Genomic DNA, 19637 nt, shown 5'->3' with positions numbered 1-19637 from the left:
TGTTCGGGTTCGATGATGGAACAGTGGGCGGGGCACCGAGCTCAGTTACGGTCTTGCGGGACCCAGGAGGCCACGGGCTCCCGCCCACCTTCACCCGGCTCAGCTTAGCGCCGGGCACGTTCTGAGAGATACAAGGAGGGCCGGGGCCGCGTGGCCCCGTGCTATTCTTGACGCCGTCCCCCGCCTTGGAATCACTCGATCACCTTGTCCGCCCGCAACAGGAGCGACGGCGGAATTGTCAGCCCAAGCGCCTTGGCAGTCCTGAGATTGATCAGCAGCTCGAATTTAGTCGGCTGCTCGACGGGGAGATCGCCCGGCTCGGCACCCCTCAGAATGTTGTCAACAAAGATTGGAGATCGCGCAGGGCGAGGAGACTCCCTGAGACCACCGCCGGGAAAGTACGTCGCTCCATCTCCGGTCGCCGCTTATTCACTCGATCACCTGGTCCGCCCGCGCCAGCAGCGAAGGGGGGATGGTGAGGCCGAGGGCCTTGGCGGTCTTGAGGTTGATGACCAGATCAAACCGTGTGGATTGTTCCACAGGCAGCTCGCCCGGCCTCGCCCCTCTCAAGATCTTGTCCACGAAGGTAGCTGCGCGGCGCCACAACTCACTACGATTGGGGCCGTAGGCCATCAGGCCGCCGGCCTCCGCAAAGGTTGGTAATCCGAAGATCGTCGGCAGACGGTGTCTCACTGCAACATCCGCGATCTGAGTTGAACAGACGTTGATCATCGCATCCTCGAGCGCCACAAGACCCGACAGACCTTGCTCGATGCGCACCAAAGCATCGCCGACGTCTGCGGGCGTTTGGATCTTGATGTGTTGGACATCGATCCCCAACGTCTTGGCGGTTGCTTCGATCCGTTTGACGACAGGCCCGTGGACGGCATTACTTGGGTTCCAGACAATAGCAACACGGCTGAGCGTCGGAATCGCCTCCTTGAGAAGTTGGAGACGCTTTGCGCCGAGCTCTGGGAAAAAGAAGGACGCTCCTGTGAGGTTGCCGCCGGGGCGGGCGAGATTTGTAACAAGGCCGGCTGCCACCGGATCGCCAGTGACCGTCATGACAATTGGTATCGTGGTGGTCGCTTGTTTCGCCGCTCGGGCCGGCGGTGTGCCTTCTGCGACGACAATGTCCACCTTGAGCCGGACGAGGTCGGCTGCGAGGGCGCGCAGTCGGTCGTAATACCCGTCCGCATATCTGGACTCGATGGTAATGTTCCGTCCCTCGGTGTAACCGAGATCGCGTAGGGCTTGCCGGAAGATCTCGATGTAAGGCGTGGCAAAGGCTTCCGAGGCCGCGATCAGGAGCCCTATCCGGTAGCTTTTCGTGGATTGCTGCGCCTCGGCGGCGAGGGGCGCGGCAAGCAGCGCAGCAGCGCCCGAAAGGAATGCCCGCCGTTCCATCACTCGATCACCTGATCCGCCCGCGCCAGCAGCGAAGGGGGGATGGTAAGGCCGAGGGTTTTGGCGGTCTTCAGATTGATGACCAACTCGAACTTGGTGGGTTGCTCGACCGGCAGGTCGGCCGGCTTGGCGCCCTTCAGAATTTTGTCGACGAACGTCGCCGCGCGGCGACGCAGGTCTGTCATGTCGGCGGAGTACGCCAGCAGGCCGCCCTCGTCCACGTACTCTCTCGTCCAGTAGATACCGGGCAGCCGATATTTCAGCACGGCTTCTACGAACCGCTTGCGGTGCTGGAACGTTAGGTAGTCCCCAACGACGATGATCCCGGCCGCGCCCTCTCTCTTCGCGCGAGCCAGCACTGCATCGAAGTCTTGTGGTCCGCTGACCGGACTGATCGACAACACGATCCCGAACGTCTTGGCGGCGCGTTCTAGCTCGCCTCGGACTTGGGGGGGCGGGCCGGCAGGATTACTTGCGACCACGACAAAGCGGGATGCCGACGGTACTGCCTCTCGAAGCAGCTCGACGTACTTCTGAGTGAGACCGGGGGCGAGATTCGTCAGTCCCGTGACGTTCCCGCCCGGCCGCGCCAGCGTCGTCACAAAGCCCTCAGCGACCGGATCGGGGACCAGTAACATCACGATGGGAGTACTCGGCGCGGCCTGTTGGACCGCCTTTGTCTCGCGTACTGCGGTCGTGACGACGACATCGACCCCGGAGCGCACGAGTTCAGTGACGAGGCGAGACAGGTTCTCCGGGTGCCCTTTGGCGAACGCGCGCCATACGCTGAGATTGCGGCCTTCGACATAGCCTAGTTCGCGCATCGCGTCTAGAACCGGCTGCCACCAGACGGGATCGCCGCCGAGGGATACCAGCCCGACGCGGTACATTGGGCTCGCCTGCTCGGCCTCCGCGGCGAGCGGTGCGGCGAGGCTACCTGGGATTAGCGCTAGGAAGGTTCGTCGTCCCATCATGGCTGCCGCCTCAGCTTGTCGGATGCCATCTCGAGCAGCGCCTGGATTTCGGCGTCGCGCTCCCCCTGGAGGTGCGCCCGCCAGCGCCGAGTTCACACGAGCCCGGCAGCGGGCCGAACAGCCCGTCTTCTGGTGTCCGCCCAGCGGCCCGCCGCGCCCTCTACAAAGCGCACGTGCGGATTCTGCCAGCACTTGGGGCGCGGGGACAGGGGATTCCATGGTCTAGAGGCTCAGGGCCTCGGGGAGCGGCGCGGCTCGTAGAGTTGTCGCTGCGCCTGCTCCAGTTGCGCGAGGCAGGCATCACGACGAAACGCGGGCTCGCCGACACCGCGAAGGAGAATGCAGCCCCCGCCTTCTATCGGCGGTACGCCATCGTCGACCCGACGGTGCTGCAAGAAGGGGCCGCCAAGCTGGCTGCGTTTCATGCTGGGCAAAGTATTGGGCAGGGTGGCCCAGTCCGCAACGCTCGGGTCGTAGTAAAGTCTTAAAAGATATGTCGCGAGAGTGGCGAAACTGGCAGACGCGCTGGACTTAGGATCCAGTGGGGCAACCCGTGGGGGTTCAACTCCCCCCTCTCGCACCAGCCTCTCCTTCTCGTAAGTCGAAAGTCCCATGCGCCTAAGGTTGTATGGACGGCCACGCGGCGGGCCGGTGAATCTCGGCGCACTGCACTCCCTATGGAGGACGCCTGCCCGAGCTTGATTTCATCGACGACAAGGCCGGGAAGCGTGCCAGGTATCTACGCCCACATCGGCCGCCGGCCCATCGCGGCCTTCGGGAATTCGGACGGGGACCAGCAGATGCTGGAGTGGACGCAGGCCGGCGCCGGCACACGCCTCATGATGCTGGTGCGTCACGACGACGCGGCGCGCGAGTGGGCGTACCACGCGCAGTCGAAGATCCGGTACCTTCAGCGGCGCCCTCCTGGCGCTGGCGAAGCAGAACGGCTGGAGCGGTCAGCATGAAGAGCGACTGGCGGCGGATCTTCCCCTTCGAGCGCAAGTGACCGCCCTCCGCCGCTAGCGTCCCCTTGCGCGTACGGCCCCATCCCTGGTGGCCGTTTTGCGCCCGGCCGCCGCGAATTGCCGCTCGACCCCTGTGCTATTCTTGTCAACGTCGCCCGGCCAGGAAGTCCGCGAAGTCGGGAGCGAAATCCCAATCAGGAGCCACGATGAAAGTCGCCGTCGAAGAAGTCGGGGCGTGCAAGCGGCGTCTCCAGGTGGAGGAGACACCCGAGGTGGTGGCCGCGGCCTGGAAAAAGGCCTTCAACCGCGTGCAGCGTGAGGCTCGGCTGCCCGGCTTCCGCAAGGGCAAGGTCCCATCCAGCATGATCAAGCTGCACTTCGCGGATGACGTGAAGCAGGAGGTGGCGCGCAGCCTCATCCCTGAGGTGTACCGGCAGGCGCTGGACGAGACCAAGCTCAAGCCCGTCGAGGAGCCGGATCTCCAGGAGGTGACGCTGGAGGAGAACGCGCCGCTGTCCTTCTCCGCAGTGGTGGAGATCAAGCCCACCATCACCCTCGGCGCCTACAGCGGCCTTGCGGTCACGCACGCCCCCAAGCCCCTCGGCGACGACGAGGTGGACGCGGCCATCGAGCACTTCCGCGAGCAGCACGCGGAGTTCCGCGCCGTCGACCGACCGGCCGATCTGAAAGACCTCGTGATCATCGACTACACCCTCACCCCCGAGGGCATGGACCCGCGCGAGGAGAAGGACTATAGCTTCCTCCTCGGCCAAGGCAGCGTGCTCCCCGAGATCGAGGAGGCGGTGATCGGATTGGCCGCCGGCGGCAGCCGGACCGCGCGGCTCAAGTTCGCCGACGACCATCGCAGCGAGGCGCTCCGCGGCAAGGGCGGCGAGGCGACGGTGACGGTGAAGGAGGTCAAGGAGAAGATCCTGCCCGCCCTCGACGACGAGTTCGCCAAGGGCATGGGCAACTTCGAGACCCTCGACGCGCTGAAGGCCGAGCTGCGCAAGGACCTCCAGGCACGGCGTGACCGCGAGAACCGCGTGGCCCTCGAGGACGCAGTGGTCGAGACGGCGCTCGGCGTCCACGACTTCCAGGTGCCCGAGGCGCTCGTCCTGCGCCAGGTCGGCCATCAGATCGAGCACACCCGGGAGCGGCTGCGCCGCCAGGGGGTGGACCCGGACCGGCTCCCCTGGGACTACAAGAAGCTCCTGGAAGACCTCAAGCCCGGCGCGGAGAAGGCCGTCAAGCGGGCGCTGCTCCTCGAGGCCATCGCCGAGAAGGAAGGGCTGACCCCCGGGGAGGAGCAGGTGGAGGCCGAGGTGGAGAAATTCGCGCAGGCCTCCCAGCGGCCGGCTCCGGCGGTCAAGCGGATGATGGAGCAGAGCGGCGACCTGGACAGCCTTCGTCACTCCCTGCGGGAAGCTCGGACGCTGGACTTCCTGATCGAGAAGGCTCAGGTCACTGCCTGAGGTACACTACTGAGCATGGCAAGGAGGCGTCCGATGGGCCTGGTTCCAATGGTGGTCGAGCAGACGCCCCGCGGGGAGCGGGCGTTCGATATCTTTTCGCGGCTCCTGAAGGAGCGCATCATCTTCCTTCCGACGTACATCGAGGACGAGATCGCGAATCTCGTCATCGCCCAGATGCTCTTCCTCGAGGCGGATGATCCCGACAAGGACATCAACCTCTACATCAACTCGCCGGGCGGCTCCGTGACCGCGGGCATGGCGATCTACGACACCATGCAGTACGTGAAGCCCGACATCTCCACGATCTGCATGGGCCAGGCCGCTTCGATGGGCGCCCTCCTCCTCACCGCGGGGGCCAAGGGCAAGCGCTTCGCGCTGCCGCACTCGCGCATCATGATCCACCAGCCCCTCGGCGGCGTGCAGGGCCAGGCCACCGACATCGACATCCAGGCCAAGGAGATCCTCCGGATGCGCGAGGAGCTCAACCGCATCCTCGTGCACCACACCGGCCAGTCCATGGACAAGATCCAGCGGGACACCGACCGCGACTTCTTCATGACCGCCGAGCAGGCCAAGGAATACCGGATCGTCGACGAGGTGATCTCCTCCAAGCCGACCCCCCGTCCTGTGAGCGACGTGGCCGTCGCTGCCGTAGCCGCCCAGAAGTAAGGGCATGGCCCGTCAGCGCGAGGGCGGCGGATCGCTGAAGTGCTCGTTCTGCGGCAAGAGCCAGAACGACGTCCGCAAGCTCATCGCCGGGCCCACCGTCTACATCTGCGACGAGTGCATCGAACTCTGCAACGACATCATCGCGGAGGAGTGGGAGGAGGAAAAGAGTCGGGAAATCCGTAGCCTCCCCAAGCCCGCCGAGATCAAGCAGGTGCTCGACCAGTACGTGGTGGGCCAGGAGCGGGCCAAGAAGGTCCTCGCCGTCGCCGTCCACAACCACTACAAGCGCATCGAGGCCGGCGCGGACGCGGGTGAGGTGGAGCTCCAGAAGGCGAATATCCTCCTGATCGGCCCGACCGGCTCCGGCAAGACCCTCCTCGCCCAGACCCTCGCCAAGATGCTCCAGGTCCCGTTCACTATCGCCGACGCCACCACGCTCACCGAGGCCGGGTACGTGGGCGAGGACGTGGAGAACATCATCCTTCGATTGCTCCAGGCCGCGGACTATGACGTCGAGCGCGCCCAGCGCGGCATCGTCTACATCGACGAGATCGACAAGATCGCGCGCAAGTCGGAGAACCCCTCGATCACGCGTGACGTCTCGGGCGAGGGCGTGCAGCAGGCACTGCTGAAGATCCTCGAGGGCACGGTGGCCAATGTCCCGCCCCAGGGCGGGCGGAAGCACCCGCATCAGGAATTCATCCAGGTCGACACGACCAACGTGCTGTTCGTGTGCGGCGGCGCCTTCGTGGGCATCGACAAGATCGTCGAGAGCCGCGTGGGGCGGAGCGGGATGGGATTCGGGGCCGAGGTGAAGAGTCGCGAGGAGCGCCGGGTAGGGGACCTCCTCGCCATGGTGCAGCCCGAGGATCTCCTCAAGTTCGGGATGATTCCCGAGTTCGTGGGCCGGCTTCCCGTGGTGGCTACCCTCCACGACCTCGACGAGCAGGCGCTGGTCCGCATCCTCAGGGAGCCCAAGAACGCGGTCATCAAGCAGTACCAGAAGTACTTCGACCTCGAGCGCGTGCGGCTGAAGTTCACCGACGACGCGGTGGCGGCGGTGGCGCGCGAGGCCATGAAGCGGGGCACCGGCGCCCGGGGCCTCCGCGCCGTCCTCGAGGAGGTCATGCTCGAGGTGATGTACGAGCTGCCCTCGATCCCCGGCCTCAAGGAATGCATCATCACCCGAGAGGTCATCCTCTCCCGCGAGCGCCCCATCTTGATCCAGGAGCAGAAAGAGCAGTCGGCGTAGCAGGGCGGCGTGTCGCGTACGTAGGTCCCCGTCCCACCGTCTCGCGTTGGCCACCAAGGCCCGCGGTTTCTTGCCTTTGTGTGGCTCAATCGAGTACACTCCCGTCGACTTTCAAACTGTATTACTGGTGGGATTAATGGCTCGTGTCCTTAGACTGCTGCCGGTCGCGATTGCGCTCATCCTCGTTTCGGCGAACCTTGCCTGGTCACAGCCTGCCGGCGCCGGATCGGATCCGGTGGCGGGCGCGCGGGTCTTCGACGCGAAGGGATGCGTCAAGTGCCACGCTATCGAAGGCTCCGGAGGGAAGGTCGGCCCGGATCTCGCTCGCGTGGCGAAGCCGCACTCCTTCTACGACCTCGCAGCGGCGATGTGGAACCACCTGCCCCGGATGACTGAGCGCATGAAGCAGCTCGGCGTCCCGCGCCCCAAGCTCGACGCCGATGAGGCCAAGAACCTCGTAGGTTTTCTCTACACGCTGGGCTATTTCGATCGGCCCGGCAACGCCGAGAGCGGCAAGCGGCTCTTTACTGCCAAGCGTTGCGCGGAGTGCCATAGCGGGGCGGGGCCGGGCCCCGACCTGGCCGGCCTCAAGCAGTTCGGCTCGCCGCTCTATGCGGCGGCGGCCATGTGGAACCACGGGCCGCAGATGGGCGATGCCATGAAGGCCAAGGGGGTACAGCGGCCGACTTTCACCGCCGCGGAGCTGCGCGACCTGATCGCCTATCTCTCGCCGAGCACCGGCGCCTCGCCCACGATCGTGTTCGTCGTGCCCGGCGACGCCGAGACCGGGCGCGTGCGCTTCGCCGAGAAGCAATGCGTGCAGTGCCACGCCGCCAGCGGGGTCGGCGGCAGCGTGGGTCCGTCCCTCACCGACAAGGCGGTGCGGCGGAGCCCGCTCGAGTTTGCGGCCGCGATGTGGAACAAGGCTCCCGCGATGACTACGGCGATGGCGGCGCGGAACATCATGATTCCGCAGCTCACGCCGGCGGAGATGGCCGACCTCGTCGCCTATCTCTACTCCTCCGGATATTTCGCGGGGGGAAGCCCGAATCGCGGGTGGGCGACGCTGTCGAACAAGGGCTGCCTCGCCTGCCACGCCGTGTTCGGCGAGCGCGGGAAGCCCGCGAGCAACCTCACCGCGGCGAAGGGCGTCAGCTCGCCGACGGGCCTGCTCGCGGACCTGTGGAACCACACTACGGTGCCGGTCCCGGCTCCGGGCGGCGGGAAGACGCCCTGGCCGACCTTCACCGCGCAGGAGATGGCGGACCTCGCCGCGCTGTTGCAGGGCATCCGGCGCCCACAGTGAGGGCACGGCGCCGGGAGCTGTCCTCGGCTGGCACGTAGTTCGTTTGCGTCATTGTTCCCGGCGCGGGCGGCGGGTACCATCGCGCCGGGAAGGAAGGCCCGCCAATGATGCGAGGCGTGAGGTGGACGCTCCTCACCGTCGTTGCGCTCGTCGCGCCGCTCGGCCCGGCCTCGGGCCAGCTGGCGACGGGCCCGAGCCAGGACGCTCTCGCCGGATCGCAGGTATTCGGCGCGAAAGGCTGCGTCAAGTGCCACTCCGTGAACGGGGTCGGCGGCAAGGTGGCGCCGGACCTCGCCCGGACGATGCGCCCACGCTCCTTCGTCGATCTGGCCACCGCCATGTGGAACCACCTCCCGCAGATGGCGGAGCGGATGCGGCAGCTCGGCATCGCGCGGCCGAAGCTCGATTCCCGCGAGGCCGGTGACCTGGCGGGGTTCCTCTACTCACTGAACTACTTCGACCCTCCCGGGAGCGCGGAGGCCGGCAAGCGGGTCTTCGCCGAGAAGCGTTGCATCGTCTGCCACACCGTGCGCGGGGTGGGCGGCGTAATCGGGCCGAACCTGGATCACTTCCAGCAATTCCGCTCGCCGATCTTCGTGGCGACGGCGATGTGGAACCACGGGCCCCAGATGGCCGAGAAGATGAAGGAGCGGGGGATCGAGCGGCCCACCTTCACCGGGAAGGAGCTGCGCGATCTCATCGCGTACCTGACTCCCGCGACGGCCGGGCCCGAGGAGGGGCCGCTCTACGTGCTGCCGGGCCGGGCCGAGCTGGGACGGCAGCTCTTCGCGGAGAAGCGCTGCATCGAGTGCCACGCCGTCGCCGGCGCGGGGGGCCGCGTGGGACCGGACCTCGTCGGGCGCGGCGTGCGACAGAGCCCCATCGAGTTCGCGGCGACGATCTGGAACAAGGCCCCCGCCATGGCCGCGGCCATGCAGCCGAGGGGAATCAGCGTGCCCCAGCTCACCCCCGAGCAGATGGCCGACCTCGTCGCCTATCTGTATTTGGTTCGGTACTTCTCGAGCGGCCGAGTGCAGCAGGGATACGCGGTGGCGACCCAGAAGGGGTGCTTCACCTGCCACGCCCTGCGCGGCGAGGGCGGCAAGCCGGCCAGCGACCTCGCGAAGACGAAGGGGCTGGAGTCGCCCGCCGCGGTGCTCGCCGCCCTGTGGAATCACACCCTGGTGACGCCCACCGTGGCCGGGCGGAAGGTCGACTGGCCGCTCTTCGCCCCGCAAGAGATGGCGGATCTCGTCGCGATGCTCCAGTCCCTCAGCCAGCCGCAAAAGGCCCGCTGATCATGGGGTGAGCGGACTCGGCCTCGCGCGGGCGCTGTTCCTCGTCGCGATCCTATGGCCCTCCCCCGCGGGTGCCCAGGCGGCGGACGCCTGCGCCGCCTGTCACCTCGAGACCGGGGATGCGCGGCTGGTCAATCCTGCCAAGAGCTTCGACAGCGACATCCACAAGGCGAAGGGGTTCGGCTGCGTCGACTGCCACGGGGGCGACAGCCGGACCACCGGCATGGAGGCCATGGATCCGGGCAAGGGGTTCATCGGCAAGATCACGCGGCCGCAGCTCGCGCAGGTCTGCGGCCGGTGTCACTCGGACGCCGGCTTCATGAAGCGCTACAACCCCTCCCTGCGCGTGGACCAGGTCGCCGAGTACGCGACCTCGGTTCACGGCCGCCGACTGAGAGAGCTGAGCGATCCGAAGGTGGCGACCTGCGCGAGCTGCCACCCCCCTCACGCGATTCGACCGCGCTCCGATCCGCAGTCGAGCGTGCATCCCACTCGTGTCGCGGAGACCTGCGGCCGCTGCCACGCCGACGCGAAGTACATGGCGGACTTCAAGATCCCGACCGATCAGCTGGAGAAGTACCGGAGCAGCGTCCACTTCAACGCGATGATGGTCAAGGGCGATCTCTCCGCGCCCACGTGCAACAGCTGTCACGGCAACCACGGCGCGGTGCCGCCCGGCGTGAAGTGGGTGGGCAACGTCTGCGGGCAGTGCCACACGGTGCCCGGCGACCTGTTCAAGGTGAGCGTCCACGCCAAGGCGTTCGCCGAAATGGGCACTCCCGGCTGCGCTACCTGCCACGAGAATCACGCCATCCACAAGCCCGGTGACTTCATGCTGGGACTGGGGGACAAGGCCGTCTGCAGCAGCTGCCATAGCGCCGACGACAAGGGCGGCAAGAGCGCGGTGGAGATGCACGCGCGGATCACCTCGCTGCGGACCGAGCTGGAGAAGGCGGAAGCGCTGCTCCTTCGGGCCGAGCGGGCGGGCATGGAAGTCAGCCAGGCGCAGTTCGATCTGAACGGCGCCCGGGACGATCTGGTCAAGGCGCGGGCGGCCGTCCACGCCTTCAAGGTGGAAGCGGTGAAGCAAGCGGTCGAGCCGGGGCTCGCGGTGAGCGCCAAGGCCTACGCGCGCGGGGAGCGGGCCATCGAGGAGCTCGGGTTCCGGCGCAAAGGGCTCGCGGTATCCCTCATCGTGATCGTCGCGCTGATCGCAGGCCTGGTCATGAAGATCAGGCAGCTCGAGCGCCGAGGGGAGGCGTCGCATGACTGAGCACGTGCTGGAGCCCGACGCGAATCGTCGAGGATTCATCAATTGGCTCCTCGGGACCAGTGTCGCGGCCTTCGTGCTGTCCGTGGTCTATCCCGTGGCCAGCTATCTCATCCCGCCCCCCGCCGGCGAGTCCGCCGCGGGCACCGTGACGCTGCCTATGAAGCCCGAGGACGTGAAGCCCAATACCGGGCAGATCTTCAAGTTCGGGAGCCGGCCCGGCATCTTGATCCGGACCTCTGCTGGCGACCTCCGGGCCTTCTCGGCGGTCTGCACCCATCTCAACTGCACCGTGCAGTATCGGGCGGACCTCAGCGAGATCTGGTGCGCCTGCCACAACGGTCACTACGATCTGAACGGCAAGAACGTCTCCGGCCCGCCCCCGCGCCCCCTGGACACGTTCGTGGTCAACGTCCGAGGCGCCCAGATCGTGGTCAGCAAGAGCACGTGACGATGGAGACCGGCGAAGGGCGCCACGGCAGGCTGTGGACCTGGCTCGACCAGCGGGTCGGCCTCAGGGACCTGGAGTACCTCGCCCGAAAGAAGGAGGTGCCGGTCCACCAGCACAGCATCTGGTACTACCTCGGCGGCATGACCCTCTTCCTCTTCATCATCCAGGTGTCGACCGGCATCCTGCTGCTGCTCTACTACCGCCCGAGCGCGGAAGAGGCCTTCGAGTCGGTCCAGTTCCTCATGGCCGAGGTCCAGTTCGGCTGGCTCATCCGCTCCATCCACTCCTGGGCGGCCAACCTGATGATCTTCACACTCTTCGTCCACCTCTTCAGCGTGCTACTGCTGAAGGCGTACCGGCCGCCTCGAGAGATCACGTGGTTCTCCGGCGTGGCGCTGCTGGGGCTAGCCCTCGGGTTTGGCTTCACGGGGTATCTCTTGCCCTGGAACGAGCTGGCATACTTCGCCACCAAGGTCGGCACCGAGATCACCAGCGCCGTGCCCGGCGTCGGCCGGTTCGCGGGCCGGCTCCTCCGCGGGGGCGACGAGGTGACGGGGGCGACGCTGACGCGGTTCTACGGGATCCACGTGGCCATCCTGCCCGCGACCGCGGTGGCCCTGCTGGGGCTGCACCTCTACCTGGTGCAGCGGCACGGCATGAGCGTGCCTCCCGGCGTCGAGAGGGCGGGCGGGGCGCCGCGCGCGATGCGCTTCGTCCCGAACTTCTTGCTGCGAGACATCGTGGGGTGGCTCTCGGCGCTCGCCATCCTGGCCGCGCTGGCCGCCTATTTCCCCGCCGAGCTGGGCAAGAAGGCGGACCCGTTCCTGCCCGCTCCCGCCGGGATCAAGCCCGAGTGGTACTTCATGTTCATGTTCCAGACTTTGAAGTACCTGCCGAGCCACATCCTGGGAATCGAGGGCGAGGTGGTGGGCATCCTCGGCTTCGGGCTGGGCGGCCTCTTCCTCCTGCTCATTCCCATCCTCGACCGCCGGACCGCGCGCGGCGAGCCGAGCCGTCTCTTCACCGGGATCGGCATCGCCATCATCGTGTACATGGTGCTGCTCACCATTCTCGGCTACACCGCGAGCGCGACGAAGTGATCCCCCGGCACGGTCGGCTCAGCCAGCTCGGAATGGCGCTAGTGCTCGCCGGGATCGCCTCGGGTATCGGGGCCGCCGCGGAGGCCCCTGGGGATCCGCAGCGCGGGCAGGCGGTCTTCCAGGACAAGCAGTGCGTACGCTGCCACGCCGTTCGCGGCCAGCCGAGCCGGGGCCCGGTCCTTGAGGAGCTGAGGCGCCCGCAGGGGGCGTACGAGCTGGCGGGTCGCTTCTGGAACCACGCCCCCGCCATGTTCACGACGCTGCGGACGGAGGGAATCGTCTGGCCGGAGGTGAACCCCGGCGAGATGGCCGACCTGATGGCCTATCTCCAGGCGGATCCGTCGCGCGATCCCGCCCCCGACCTCACCCAGGGACACCTCCTCCTGGTCCGGAAGGGCTGCCTGAAGTGCCATAGCTATCGAGGGGAGGGCGGCCGGATCGCCGAGGAGCTGACGCGGCCCAATCCCGGCTACCAATCGCCCGTGGCCTGGGCGGCCGCCGTCTGGAAGCACGCCCCGCGCATGGCGGAGGAGGCCAGAAGGATGGGAGTGTTGTACCCTCGGTTCTCGGGCGAGGAGATGGGAAACCTGGTCGGGCTCCTCCGGAGCACCGCCAAGTCGCCGTGACCACGTGTAGCGAGGAGAGTCCCGTATGGCCTATCGACCTTGGATGCTCGGGCTCATGCTCGGCGTCGCGATCGGTCTCGTGGCGGCCTCGTCTGAGGTTGTCTCCGCCCAGGTCAAGCCGCCCGCCGATTTCAAGTTCGAGATGGGCCAGGGCAGCCCCGGGACGGTGACCTTCAGCCACGGGGCGCACAAGGACAAGGTCGGCGAGTGCTCGGCGTGCCACGTCAAGATCTTCAAGATGAAGAAGGGGCAGGACGCCCCGCTCACCATGGAGCGGATGAACAACGGGCAGCTCTGCGGCGCCTGCCACAACGGCAAGACGGCGGTGAAGGGCAAGGTCGTCTTCCCGGTGAGCGACGGGGCTAGCTGCGAGCGGTGCCACAAGAATTGACGGATCGCGAGGAGTCGCCGGCGGCGCCCCGGCGGTGGAGCCGCCGGCGCGCGGTCTGGATCGTCCTCGCGATCGTGCTCGTCGCCGGCGGAGTCGGCGGGGCTGGCCTCTGGCACGTGAGCGCGAGCCCGCAGTTCTGCAATTCCTGCCACATCATGCGCCCCTACGTCGAGGCCTGGAAGGTCTCCAAGCACCACGAAGTGGCCTGCGTGCAGTGCCACTATCCGCCGGGCCTCCGCGACACCCTGTGGGTGAAGTTCCAGGCGATCAGCCAGGTCGCCAAGTGGGCGACGCAGACCTATAGCTCGAAGCCGTTCGCGATCGTGGAGGACGCGAGCTGCTTCCGATCGGGCTGTCACTCGCCGGCCCAGCTCGAGGGACGCGGCGTGGTGACCTTCGGGCGAGGCGTGCGCTTCGATCATCGCCCGCATCTCGAGCCGGCGAGGATGGGCCGCCAGCTCCGCTGCACGAGCTGCCACTCGCAGATCGTCGTGGGGAAGCACTTCGAGGTGACGACGTCGACGTGCTTCACCTGTCACTTCAAGGGCAAGAAGGACGCCCGGGACATCGTCCCTGTGGCGGGCTGCACCGGCTGCCACGCGCTTCCCAAGCGGGAGATCGCCCTGAGCTCGATCAAGTTCGACCACGCGCAGATCGTTCAACGGGGCGTGTCCTGCGAGAAGTGTCACCTCAACGTGGTCGAGGGGGACGGCGGGGTGCCGCGGGAGCGCTGCCTCACCTGCCACAACCAGCAGGAGAAGCTCGACCGCTACGGTGACCGGGCGCTTCTGCACTCGGCGCACGTCACCGAGCGCACCATCACCTGCACGCGGTGCCACACCGAGATCAAGCATCGACTGCCCCCGCCGATCGGCGCGCCGACGGCGTCCGAGAGGCCGGGGACGCTCCTGGCCATGCCGGCGAGCCGATGATCCCCGCGGCTTTTCTCCTGGCGCTCCTGGGGTGGGCGCTCGTCGGGTTCGGCCCCGCGCTCGCGCAGGGCCCGCGGACACCCGCTGCCCCTTCGGCGCCCGCGCCGGCCACCACGCCGCACACGGGCGAGCTCGATTGCCGCCAGTGCCATCAGGGCAGCCACGGGGGCGTGGTGGGGATGTATCTGGGCATGGGAGGCCGGGGAACTCCCATGATTCCCAGCCACATGTTCCAGGTGCGCGTGCAGTGCGTCGCCTGCCACATCGCGCCCAAGGCGGACGAGGGATCGGCGGGGCTGGTCGGCCGAACCTTTCGGCCCACCGAGCAGGCCTGTGTGAACTGCCACGGCGAGAAGTATCGGGGCATGCTCCAGCGGTGGGTGGACATCCTCGGCAAGATGCGCGACGTCCTCGCGCCGAAGGTGTCGGCGGCGCGGGCCGCGCTCGCGGGGGCGGAGGAGCCTTCGCCGAAGCGCGCGCGCGCGGAGCGCCTGACGAGCGACGCCGAGTACAACATGCAGTTCGTGGCGCTCGGCAAGGGCGTCCACAACGTGTTCTATGCCGCCGATCTCCTCAAGCTCTCCAACAGCTGGGTCGACGAGGCGCTGCCCCTCCTCGGGAAGCCCGCCTTCAAGAGCGACGACGCGCTGGTGCGGGGTGGCTACTGCGCCGTGCTCTGTCACTCCACGGCGGGGGTGAAGCAGCCCGAGATCGTGATCTACCAGAAGCAGCGGATCCCGCACGTCCGGCACGTGACCGAGTTCGGCGCGGTGTGCACCGTCTGTCACTCCGCCGAGGTGCACAAGGCGGTCACGGCAACGCCTGCCACGTGCACCGGCTGCCACCACAGCGCCCAGAACGAGCGCTGCGAGTCGTGCCATCGAGCCCAGAGCGCCTTTTACCGCGGTCAGGTCAGCCCGCTCGGGGTCAAGGTCGAGCCCAACGCGATGGCGCCGGTGGTCGGCTGCACCGGCTGCCATGACTGGTCGCACAAGCACTCGCGCCACGCGGTGGGAGAGAAGTGCGTCGGCTGCCACGACGCCGCGTACACGAGCTTCGTAAGCGAGTGGACGACGGGCCTCGACAAGCAGGCGACGGCGACCCGAGACGCCCTCCGGAACGCGGAGACGGCCTTGGCCCGGGAGCGCCGCGCCGGACGTCGGCTCCCCGACGCGGAGGCGCTCGTGCGGCAAGCCCGGGAAGCGCTGGCGTTGGTGCAGAGGGCGCGGGGCGCCCACAATCCGAACGGCGCCGAGTCCGTCCTCGAGGCGGCCCGCGTTAGAGCCGGCGAAGCCGCCACCCTAGCCCGCCCAAAGTAGCCCAGGGCGTCACGCTCGCAGCGCAAATGGCCTATTGCGAGCCCGAGGGTGATCGCCCGTGCGGGGCCCGACAGTAGGCCAAAAGTCTTACTGGCGTTTCCGCCCGCCCGTCGATTAGACTCGCGTCGGCTCGGACGCCCCCGATGCGCGTAGTCAAACAGGAGGCACCCGTATGAATTTTCTGCTCGCGATCGCAGTCCTCGGGATGGCCCTCGTCTCAGCCGTCCCTGCATTGGCCACGCCGCAGCTCCTCACGGAGGCCAAGAAGGCCGGCATGCCGGCCAAGAACTGCCAGTACTGCCACACCATTGCGATGCCCAAGAAGGAATCCTTCAAGACGGACCAGCTCAACGACCGCGGCAAGTGGATGATGGACGAGAAGGGCAAGAAGAATTCCAAGGACATCAAGGCGGAGTGGTTGATGGATTACCCGGGAGGTAAGGAGCAGAAGTGATCCGGGTCCTGCCGCTGCTGGGCGCGCTCCTCGCGCCCGCTGCGGCGTGGGCGGCCGATCCTGATGTCCCGTTGCCGCATGGCTGGATCGGAACCACCAGCCAGTGGCTGCAGGGCATGGGGTTGGTGCTCGTCGTGCTCAACGTGGGGCTGCTCATCTGGGCGTGGCGGCGGCTGCGATCCGCGGGCGCCCCGGCGAGCATGTGGGGCCTGCTGCTGGTCGCCGTCGGCTTGGTGCCGATCATGGTGGGGTTCATGACCTTCGCGCACGGGCTGGAAGCCACCGCGACCGTCTCCCAGTGCGGCTCCTGTCATGTCATGACCCCGTTCGTGCGCGATCTCCGGGACGTCAAGAGCGAGACCTTGGCCGCCGTCCACTTCAAGAACCGCTACATCCGTGAGAACCAGTGCTACACCTGCCATTCCGACTACGGCTTCGGCGGCACCCTTCGGGCCAAGCTGGGCGGGCTCCGCCACGTGTGGTACTACACCACCGGCACCTACCACCTGCCCATCAAGATCGCCGCCCCGTACCCCAACGTGCGGTGTCTCGGCTGCCACGGCGAGTCACAGAAGTTCCTCAACTCCGAGACCAAGAAGCCGATCATGGCCGACCTGATGAGCGGCAAGACCTCTTGCCTCGAGTGTCACGCGCCTGCGCACCCTGAGCAGAAGAAGGAGGCGCGGCTTTGAGCGACGGACCTCGGCCGCTGAGTTTCTTGCGCACGGCGATCGTCCTGGCGCTCGTCTTCGACATGCTCGCGGGGATCGTCCTCATGCGGGCACGGCCCATCGCCTTCACGCTGTTCATGTTCCTGGCCCAACCCCTGCTCGCGGTGGCGCTCGTGCTGCTCGCCGGCGTGGTGCTCACCGAGCTCCGGGGAAAGCGGACGCCATGATGCCTGGACGCTGGACGGTTCCAAGGATGATCTCCGGTGCCGTGGTCGTGTTCGGCCTCGGCATCGTGCTGGGTCCGCCCTTCGCGTCGTGCGCCTAGCAGCCGGCGGCTCCGCCCACCCCGCCCGCTCAGCCCGCCACTCCGGTTCCTGCCGCGCCGGCGGCGACACCATCGGCACGTTCTACGCCGCCATCAAGGCGAACCTGAGCCGCCGCAAGCTCGACTTGATCTTCGCCGGGTCGTACAGCTACGCGCGAGCAGTACAATCGCAACGCGACGGGTAGCGCGAACGCATGGACGGCACGCTTCTTCGGCGACGCCGCGGTATCGGTTCGATTAGGCCGGCTCCACCGCCTCCGCCTCGACGTAGGCGAGCGGGACCGTCAGCGCGAGCTCTCCGCGCTCGGCCGCCCGGCGATTGAGCCCGTCCTCGAGCGCCGCGAAGACCTCCCGCTCCTCCTCCCTCGCGACCACACCCCGCCAGCCGTCCAGAAAGCCCAGCCGGACGAAGTAATGGCGGAAGAACGCGCTCCCGTCGGCGAAGCGCATGGGGAAGTTGCGCTCGACGGCGCGGGCAAGCCGGAATCCCGCCTTGCCCAGCCGCTCCGCGATGCTCGTCGCGGTGCCCCGGTATGCCACGTGGCGGCGCAGGGCCTCCAGCGGCCCGGCCCGCCCGCGCCCGTTCAGCACGGCCTCGAACACCGCGTAGATCTCGGCCATGTGGCCCTCGACATTGGTCGTGAGCGCGAGCCGGCCACCCCGCCGCAGCACGCGCCGGCTCTCGCGGAACACGGCGTCCGGATCGGCGAAGTTGTTGATCCCGAGGTTCGAGACGACGAGGTCGAACTGCGCGGCACGGAACGGCATGGCGGCGCCGTCGCCGCGTGTGAGGGTCGCGTTGGCGACGCCGGTCACCCCGGCCTTGAACCGCGCGCGCTGGAGGGCGACCGCCCAGCGGTCGAGCCCGTGCACGGTGGCGGGGCGGCCGAGCCGCTGCGCCAGCTCGAGCAGCGGAAAGCCGGTGCCGCAGCCGACGTCGAGCACGCGGGCGCCCCGGACGAGCGGCAGATGCTCCAGCAGGAACAGGCCCGCCATCGCGCTCCAGAGCGGCAGCTCATCAAAGGCCGCGACCACGTCGGGCCGGGTGGGATCCCAGGGCTCGCGGTCGAGATAGTCCGTCACACCGTGAAGCGCCCGTCGACCGGGATCTGGTAGGAATCCGCGAGCGCGTTGGTCTCGCTGGCCATGCCGACGACCGCGAGCAGCTCGCCCAGCATCGCCTCCGTCATCCCGGCCTTGCGCGCCGAGGCGGTGTGGGAATGGATGCAGTACGCGCAAGAATGGGCGGCACTCACCGCCAAATAGAGCATCTCCTTGGTGAGCGGATCGAGCGCGCCCGGCTGCATGGTCTGTTTCACGCTCTCCCACGTGCGCTTGAGCGTGGGCGGGTGATGGGCGAGGGCCTTCCAGAAGTTGTTGATCCAGTCGATCTTGCGGGTGGCCATGATGTCGTCGTACACGGCCCGGACCTCCGCGCTCGCCTCGGCGTACTCGATCAGCCTGACGGTCGTCATCGGTGTCCTCGGCGCGACCCGCGGCGCACGGGATGGCGCATCCATACATTGGGCTCCACGTACACTCCGCGCCTGCGCGCCCGGTCGATCCGGACGGGATTGAACGCGCCGGGCACGACGTAGGCGCCGCTCACCGGGAAGTCGAGCCGCGTCCACTCCTCCCACTGCGCGAGCGGCGCCTCCACCACCATGGCGCGCTGGGCGATCTTCACCACGCGCGCGCCCAGCCGCCAATGCACGCGCAGCCAGGGGTCGAACGGGCCGCCGCCCGGCGCGCGCCAGCGCACGTACTCCTCCATCGGCACGAGGGGATAGCGCCCTTTCAGCGTCGGGCGCACCGGCGCGACAAGCGCGCGGAAGCCGTGGCGGGCGGCGATGCGGCCCATCTCCTGGATCACGCGCGTGCTGAGGCCCTGGCCACGCAGGCGCGGGTCCACCACGGCGGCGAGGGCGGACATCGCATTCGGCGCGCGCCCGCGCCGGCGGTCCTCGATGCCGCGCGCCACGACGTCGGCGATGCGATGCGGCAGATCGCCGGCGGTGCCGTCCCACCGGAACGGCACGGTGTCGCCCACCGCGATCACGCGCCCGCGCCCGTCCCAGAGTCCCAGCTGGAACTCGGTGAAGTCGCGGCCCCGCACCACCTCGTCGAAGAGGGGATTCAAGGCCGTGTCCTCGAGGAAGCGCGGCCACGCGCCGTTGACATGGAGGCGGCGGTTGTGGCGCGCCAGCTCGGGACGCTCGGAAAGGGTGTGGACGGTGACTCGCATCGGCGGCTCCGCGCGCCAGTATGCCAGAATACGAGCCGTGACGGCCCCCGGCACGCTCTACGTCGTCGCCACCCCGATCGGCAATCTCGAGGACATCACGCTCCGCGCGCTCCGCACCCTGAAGGAGGTCGCGCTCGTCGCCTGCGAGGACACGCGCCGCACGCGGACGCTCCTGAGCCACTTCGGCATTTCGGCGCCGGTGACGAGCTACTTCGAGCACAACAAGCGTGTGAAGGGCGCGGTGCTGCTCCGCGCGCTCGGCGACGGCAAGTCGGTGGCCCTCGTCACCGACGCGGGCACGCCCGGCATCTCCGATCCCGGCTTCCTCCTCGTGAAGGAGGCGCGGGCGGCCGGCGTGCCGGTGGTGCCGATCCCCGGGCCCTCCGCGGTGATCGCTGCGCTCTCCGCCGCCGGCGTGCCCGCCGATCGGTTTCTCTTCGAGGGCTTCCTGCCCAACAAGCCGGGGCGACGGCTCAATCGCCTGCGGACCTTGCGCGAGCTCGAGAC

At 67.8% G+C, this 19637-nt stretch carries 21 protein-coding genes, 1 tRNA gene and 2 pseudogenes; 18 read left to right on the top strand and 6 right to left on the bottom strand.

Annotation, left to right across the window (positions count from 1 at the left end; genetic code table 11):
- Positions 1–191: 191 nt before the first annotated feature.
- The 3 genes and pseudogenes from VFX14_20290 to VFX14_20280 form a co-directional block, all read right to left on the bottom strand.
- Positions 192–347 (bottom strand): annotated as a pseudogene (locus tag VFX14_20290) (ABC transporter substrate binding protein).
- Positions 348–429: 82 nt separating this feature from the next.
- Complete coding sequence (locus VFX14_20285) at positions 430–1407, bottom strand: ABC transporter substrate-binding protein (GenBank protein HEU5192035.1); 978 nt, start codon at positions 1405–1407, stop codon at positions 430–432.
- Complete coding sequence (locus tag VFX14_20280) at positions 1407–2297, bottom strand: ABC transporter substrate-binding protein (GenBank protein ID HEU5192034.1); 891 nt, start codon at positions 2295–2297, stop codon at positions 1407–1409. Before VFX14_20280 ends, VFX14_20285 begins: the two co-directional genes overlap by 1 nt.
- Positions 2298–2879: 582 nt before the next feature.
- Here VFX14_20280 and VFX14_20275 point away from each other — a divergent pair.
- The 17 genes and pseudogenes from VFX14_20275 (at position 2880) to VFX14_20195 (ending at position 16787) form a co-directional block, all read left to right on the top strand.
- Positions 2880–2964: transfer RNA gene (locus VFX14_20275), tRNA-Leu, on the top strand.
- Between the two features lie 102 nt (positions 2965–3066).
- A pseudogene (locus VFX14_20270) lies at positions 3067–3283 on the top strand (haloacid dehalogenase-like hydrolase).
- A gap of 269 nt (positions 3284–3552) precedes the next feature.
- Positions 3553–4821, top strand: a complete 1269-nt coding sequence (gene tig / locus VFX14_20265) for a trigger factor (GenBank protein ID HEU5192033.1) — start codon at positions 3553–3555, stop codon at positions 4819–4821.
- A gap of 33 nt (positions 4822–4854) precedes the next feature.
- Complete coding sequence (clpP, locus tag VFX14_20260; GenBank protein HEU5192032.1) at positions 4855–5490, top strand: ATP-dependent Clp endopeptidase proteolytic subunit ClpP; 636 nt, start codon at positions 4855–4857, stop codon at positions 5488–5490.
- A gap of 4 nt (positions 5491–5494) precedes the next feature.
- Positions 5495–6742: an ATP-dependent Clp protease ATP-binding subunit ClpX gene (clpX, locus tag VFX14_20255; GenBank protein HEU5192031.1), complete on the top strand. Its 1248-nt coding sequence runs from the start codon at positions 5495–5497 to the stop codon at positions 6740–6742.
- Between the two features lie 136 nt (positions 6743–6878).
- Positions 6879–8048, top strand: a complete 1170-nt coding sequence (locus VFX14_20250) for a c-type cytochrome (protein ID HEU5192030.1) — start codon at positions 6879–6881, stop codon at positions 8046–8048.
- A gap of 116 nt (positions 8049–8164) precedes the next feature.
- On the top strand, positions 8165–9346 hold the full coding sequence (locus VFX14_20245; protein HEU5192029.1) for a c-type cytochrome: 1182 nt from the start codon (positions 8165–8167) through the stop codon (positions 9344–9346).
- 7 nt (positions 9347–9353) lie between these two features.
- Positions 9354–10619 carry a cytochrome c3 family protein gene (locus VFX14_20240; protein ID HEU5192028.1) on the top strand — a complete coding sequence of 422 codons (1266 nt, stop codon included), beginning with the start codon at positions 9354–9356 and terminating at the stop codon, positions 10617–10619.
- Positions 10612–11067 carry a Rieske 2Fe-2S domain-containing protein gene (locus VFX14_20235; GenBank protein HEU5192027.1) on the top strand — a complete coding sequence of 152 codons (456 nt, stop codon included), beginning with the start codon at positions 10612–10614 and terminating at the stop codon, positions 11065–11067. Before VFX14_20240 ends, VFX14_20235 begins: the two co-directional genes overlap by 8 nt.
- 2 nt (positions 11068–11069) lie before the next feature.
- Positions 11070–12167: a cytochrome bc complex cytochrome b subunit gene (locus tag VFX14_20230; GenBank protein ID HEU5192026.1), complete on the top strand. Its 1098-nt coding sequence runs from the start codon at positions 11070–11072 to the stop codon at positions 12165–12167.
- Positions 12164–12793 carry a c-type cytochrome gene (locus VFX14_20225; GenBank protein ID HEU5192025.1) on the top strand — a complete coding sequence of 210 codons (630 nt, stop codon included), beginning with the start codon at positions 12164–12166 and terminating at the stop codon, positions 12791–12793. Before VFX14_20230 ends, VFX14_20225 begins: the two co-directional genes overlap by 4 nt.
- Before the next feature lie 25 nt (positions 12794–12818).
- Positions 12819–13184, top strand: coding sequence for a c(7)-type cytochrome triheme domain-containing protein (locus VFX14_20220; GenBank protein ID HEU5192024.1), 366 nt, complete (start codon positions 12819–12821; stop codon positions 13182–13184).
- Positions 13169–14116, top strand: a complete 948-nt coding sequence (locus VFX14_20215) for a NapC/NirT family cytochrome c (protein ID HEU5192023.1) — start codon at positions 13169–13171, stop codon at positions 14114–14116. Before VFX14_20220 ends, VFX14_20215 begins: the two co-directional genes overlap by 16 nt.
- Entirely contained in the window at positions 14113–15435 is a 1323-nt protein-coding gene (locus VFX14_20210) for a hypothetical protein (protein HEU5192022.1), read from the top strand. Before VFX14_20215 ends, VFX14_20210 begins: the two co-directional genes overlap by 4 nt.
- A gap of 172 nt (positions 15436–15607) precedes the next feature.
- Positions 15608–15889 (top strand): hypothetical protein, encoded by a 282-nt coding sequence (locus VFX14_20205; protein ID HEU5192021.1) that lies wholly within the window; start codon positions 15608–15610, stop codon positions 15887–15889.
- On the top strand, positions 15886–16581 hold the full coding sequence (locus tag VFX14_20200; protein HEU5192020.1) for a NapC/NirT family cytochrome c: 696 nt from the start codon (positions 15886–15888) through the stop codon (positions 16579–16581). Before VFX14_20205 ends, VFX14_20200 begins: the two co-directional genes overlap by 4 nt.
- Positions 16578–16787 (top strand): hypothetical protein, encoded by a 210-nt coding sequence (locus VFX14_20195; protein HEU5192019.1) that lies wholly within the window; start codon positions 16578–16580, stop codon positions 16785–16787. Before VFX14_20200 ends, VFX14_20195 begins: the two co-directional genes overlap by 4 nt.
- Before the next feature lie 335 nt (positions 16788–17122).
- Here VFX14_20195 and VFX14_20190 read toward each other — a convergent pair whose 3' ends face one another.
- The 3 genes from VFX14_20190 to VFX14_20180 are packed head-to-tail and all read right to left on the bottom strand — an operon-like array spanning position 17123 to position 19130.
- Positions 17123–17968, bottom strand: coding sequence for a methyltransferase domain-containing protein (locus VFX14_20190; protein ID HEU5192018.1), 846 nt, complete (start codon positions 17966–17968; stop codon positions 17123–17125).
- Positions 17965–18360, bottom strand: coding sequence for a carboxymuconolactone decarboxylase family protein (locus VFX14_20185; protein HEU5192017.1), 396 nt, complete (start codon positions 18358–18360; stop codon positions 17965–17967). Before VFX14_20185 ends, VFX14_20190 begins: the two co-directional genes overlap by 4 nt.
- Positions 18357–19130, bottom strand: a complete 774-nt coding sequence (locus VFX14_20180; GenBank protein HEU5192016.1) for a GNAT family N-acetyltransferase — start codon at positions 19128–19130, stop codon at positions 18357–18359. The genes VFX14_20185 and VFX14_20180 overlap by 4 nt, the downstream gene beginning before the upstream one ends.
- 37 nt (positions 19131–19167) lie before the next feature.
- Between VFX14_20180 and rsmI the strand changes: the two genes are divergently transcribed.
- On the top strand, positions 19168–19637 hold a 470-nt coding region (gene rsmI, locus VFX14_20175; GenBank protein HEU5192015.1), incomplete at its 3' end, for a 16S rRNA (cytidine(1402)-2'-O)-methyltransferase.

This window comes from Candidatus Methylomirabilota bacterium (assembly GCA_035764725.1).
Classification (GTDB): domain Bacteria; phylum Methylomirabilota; class Methylomirabilia; order Rokubacteriales; family CSP1-6; genus DASRWT01.
This window is presented reverse-complemented; position numbering and strand designations above follow the sequence as displayed.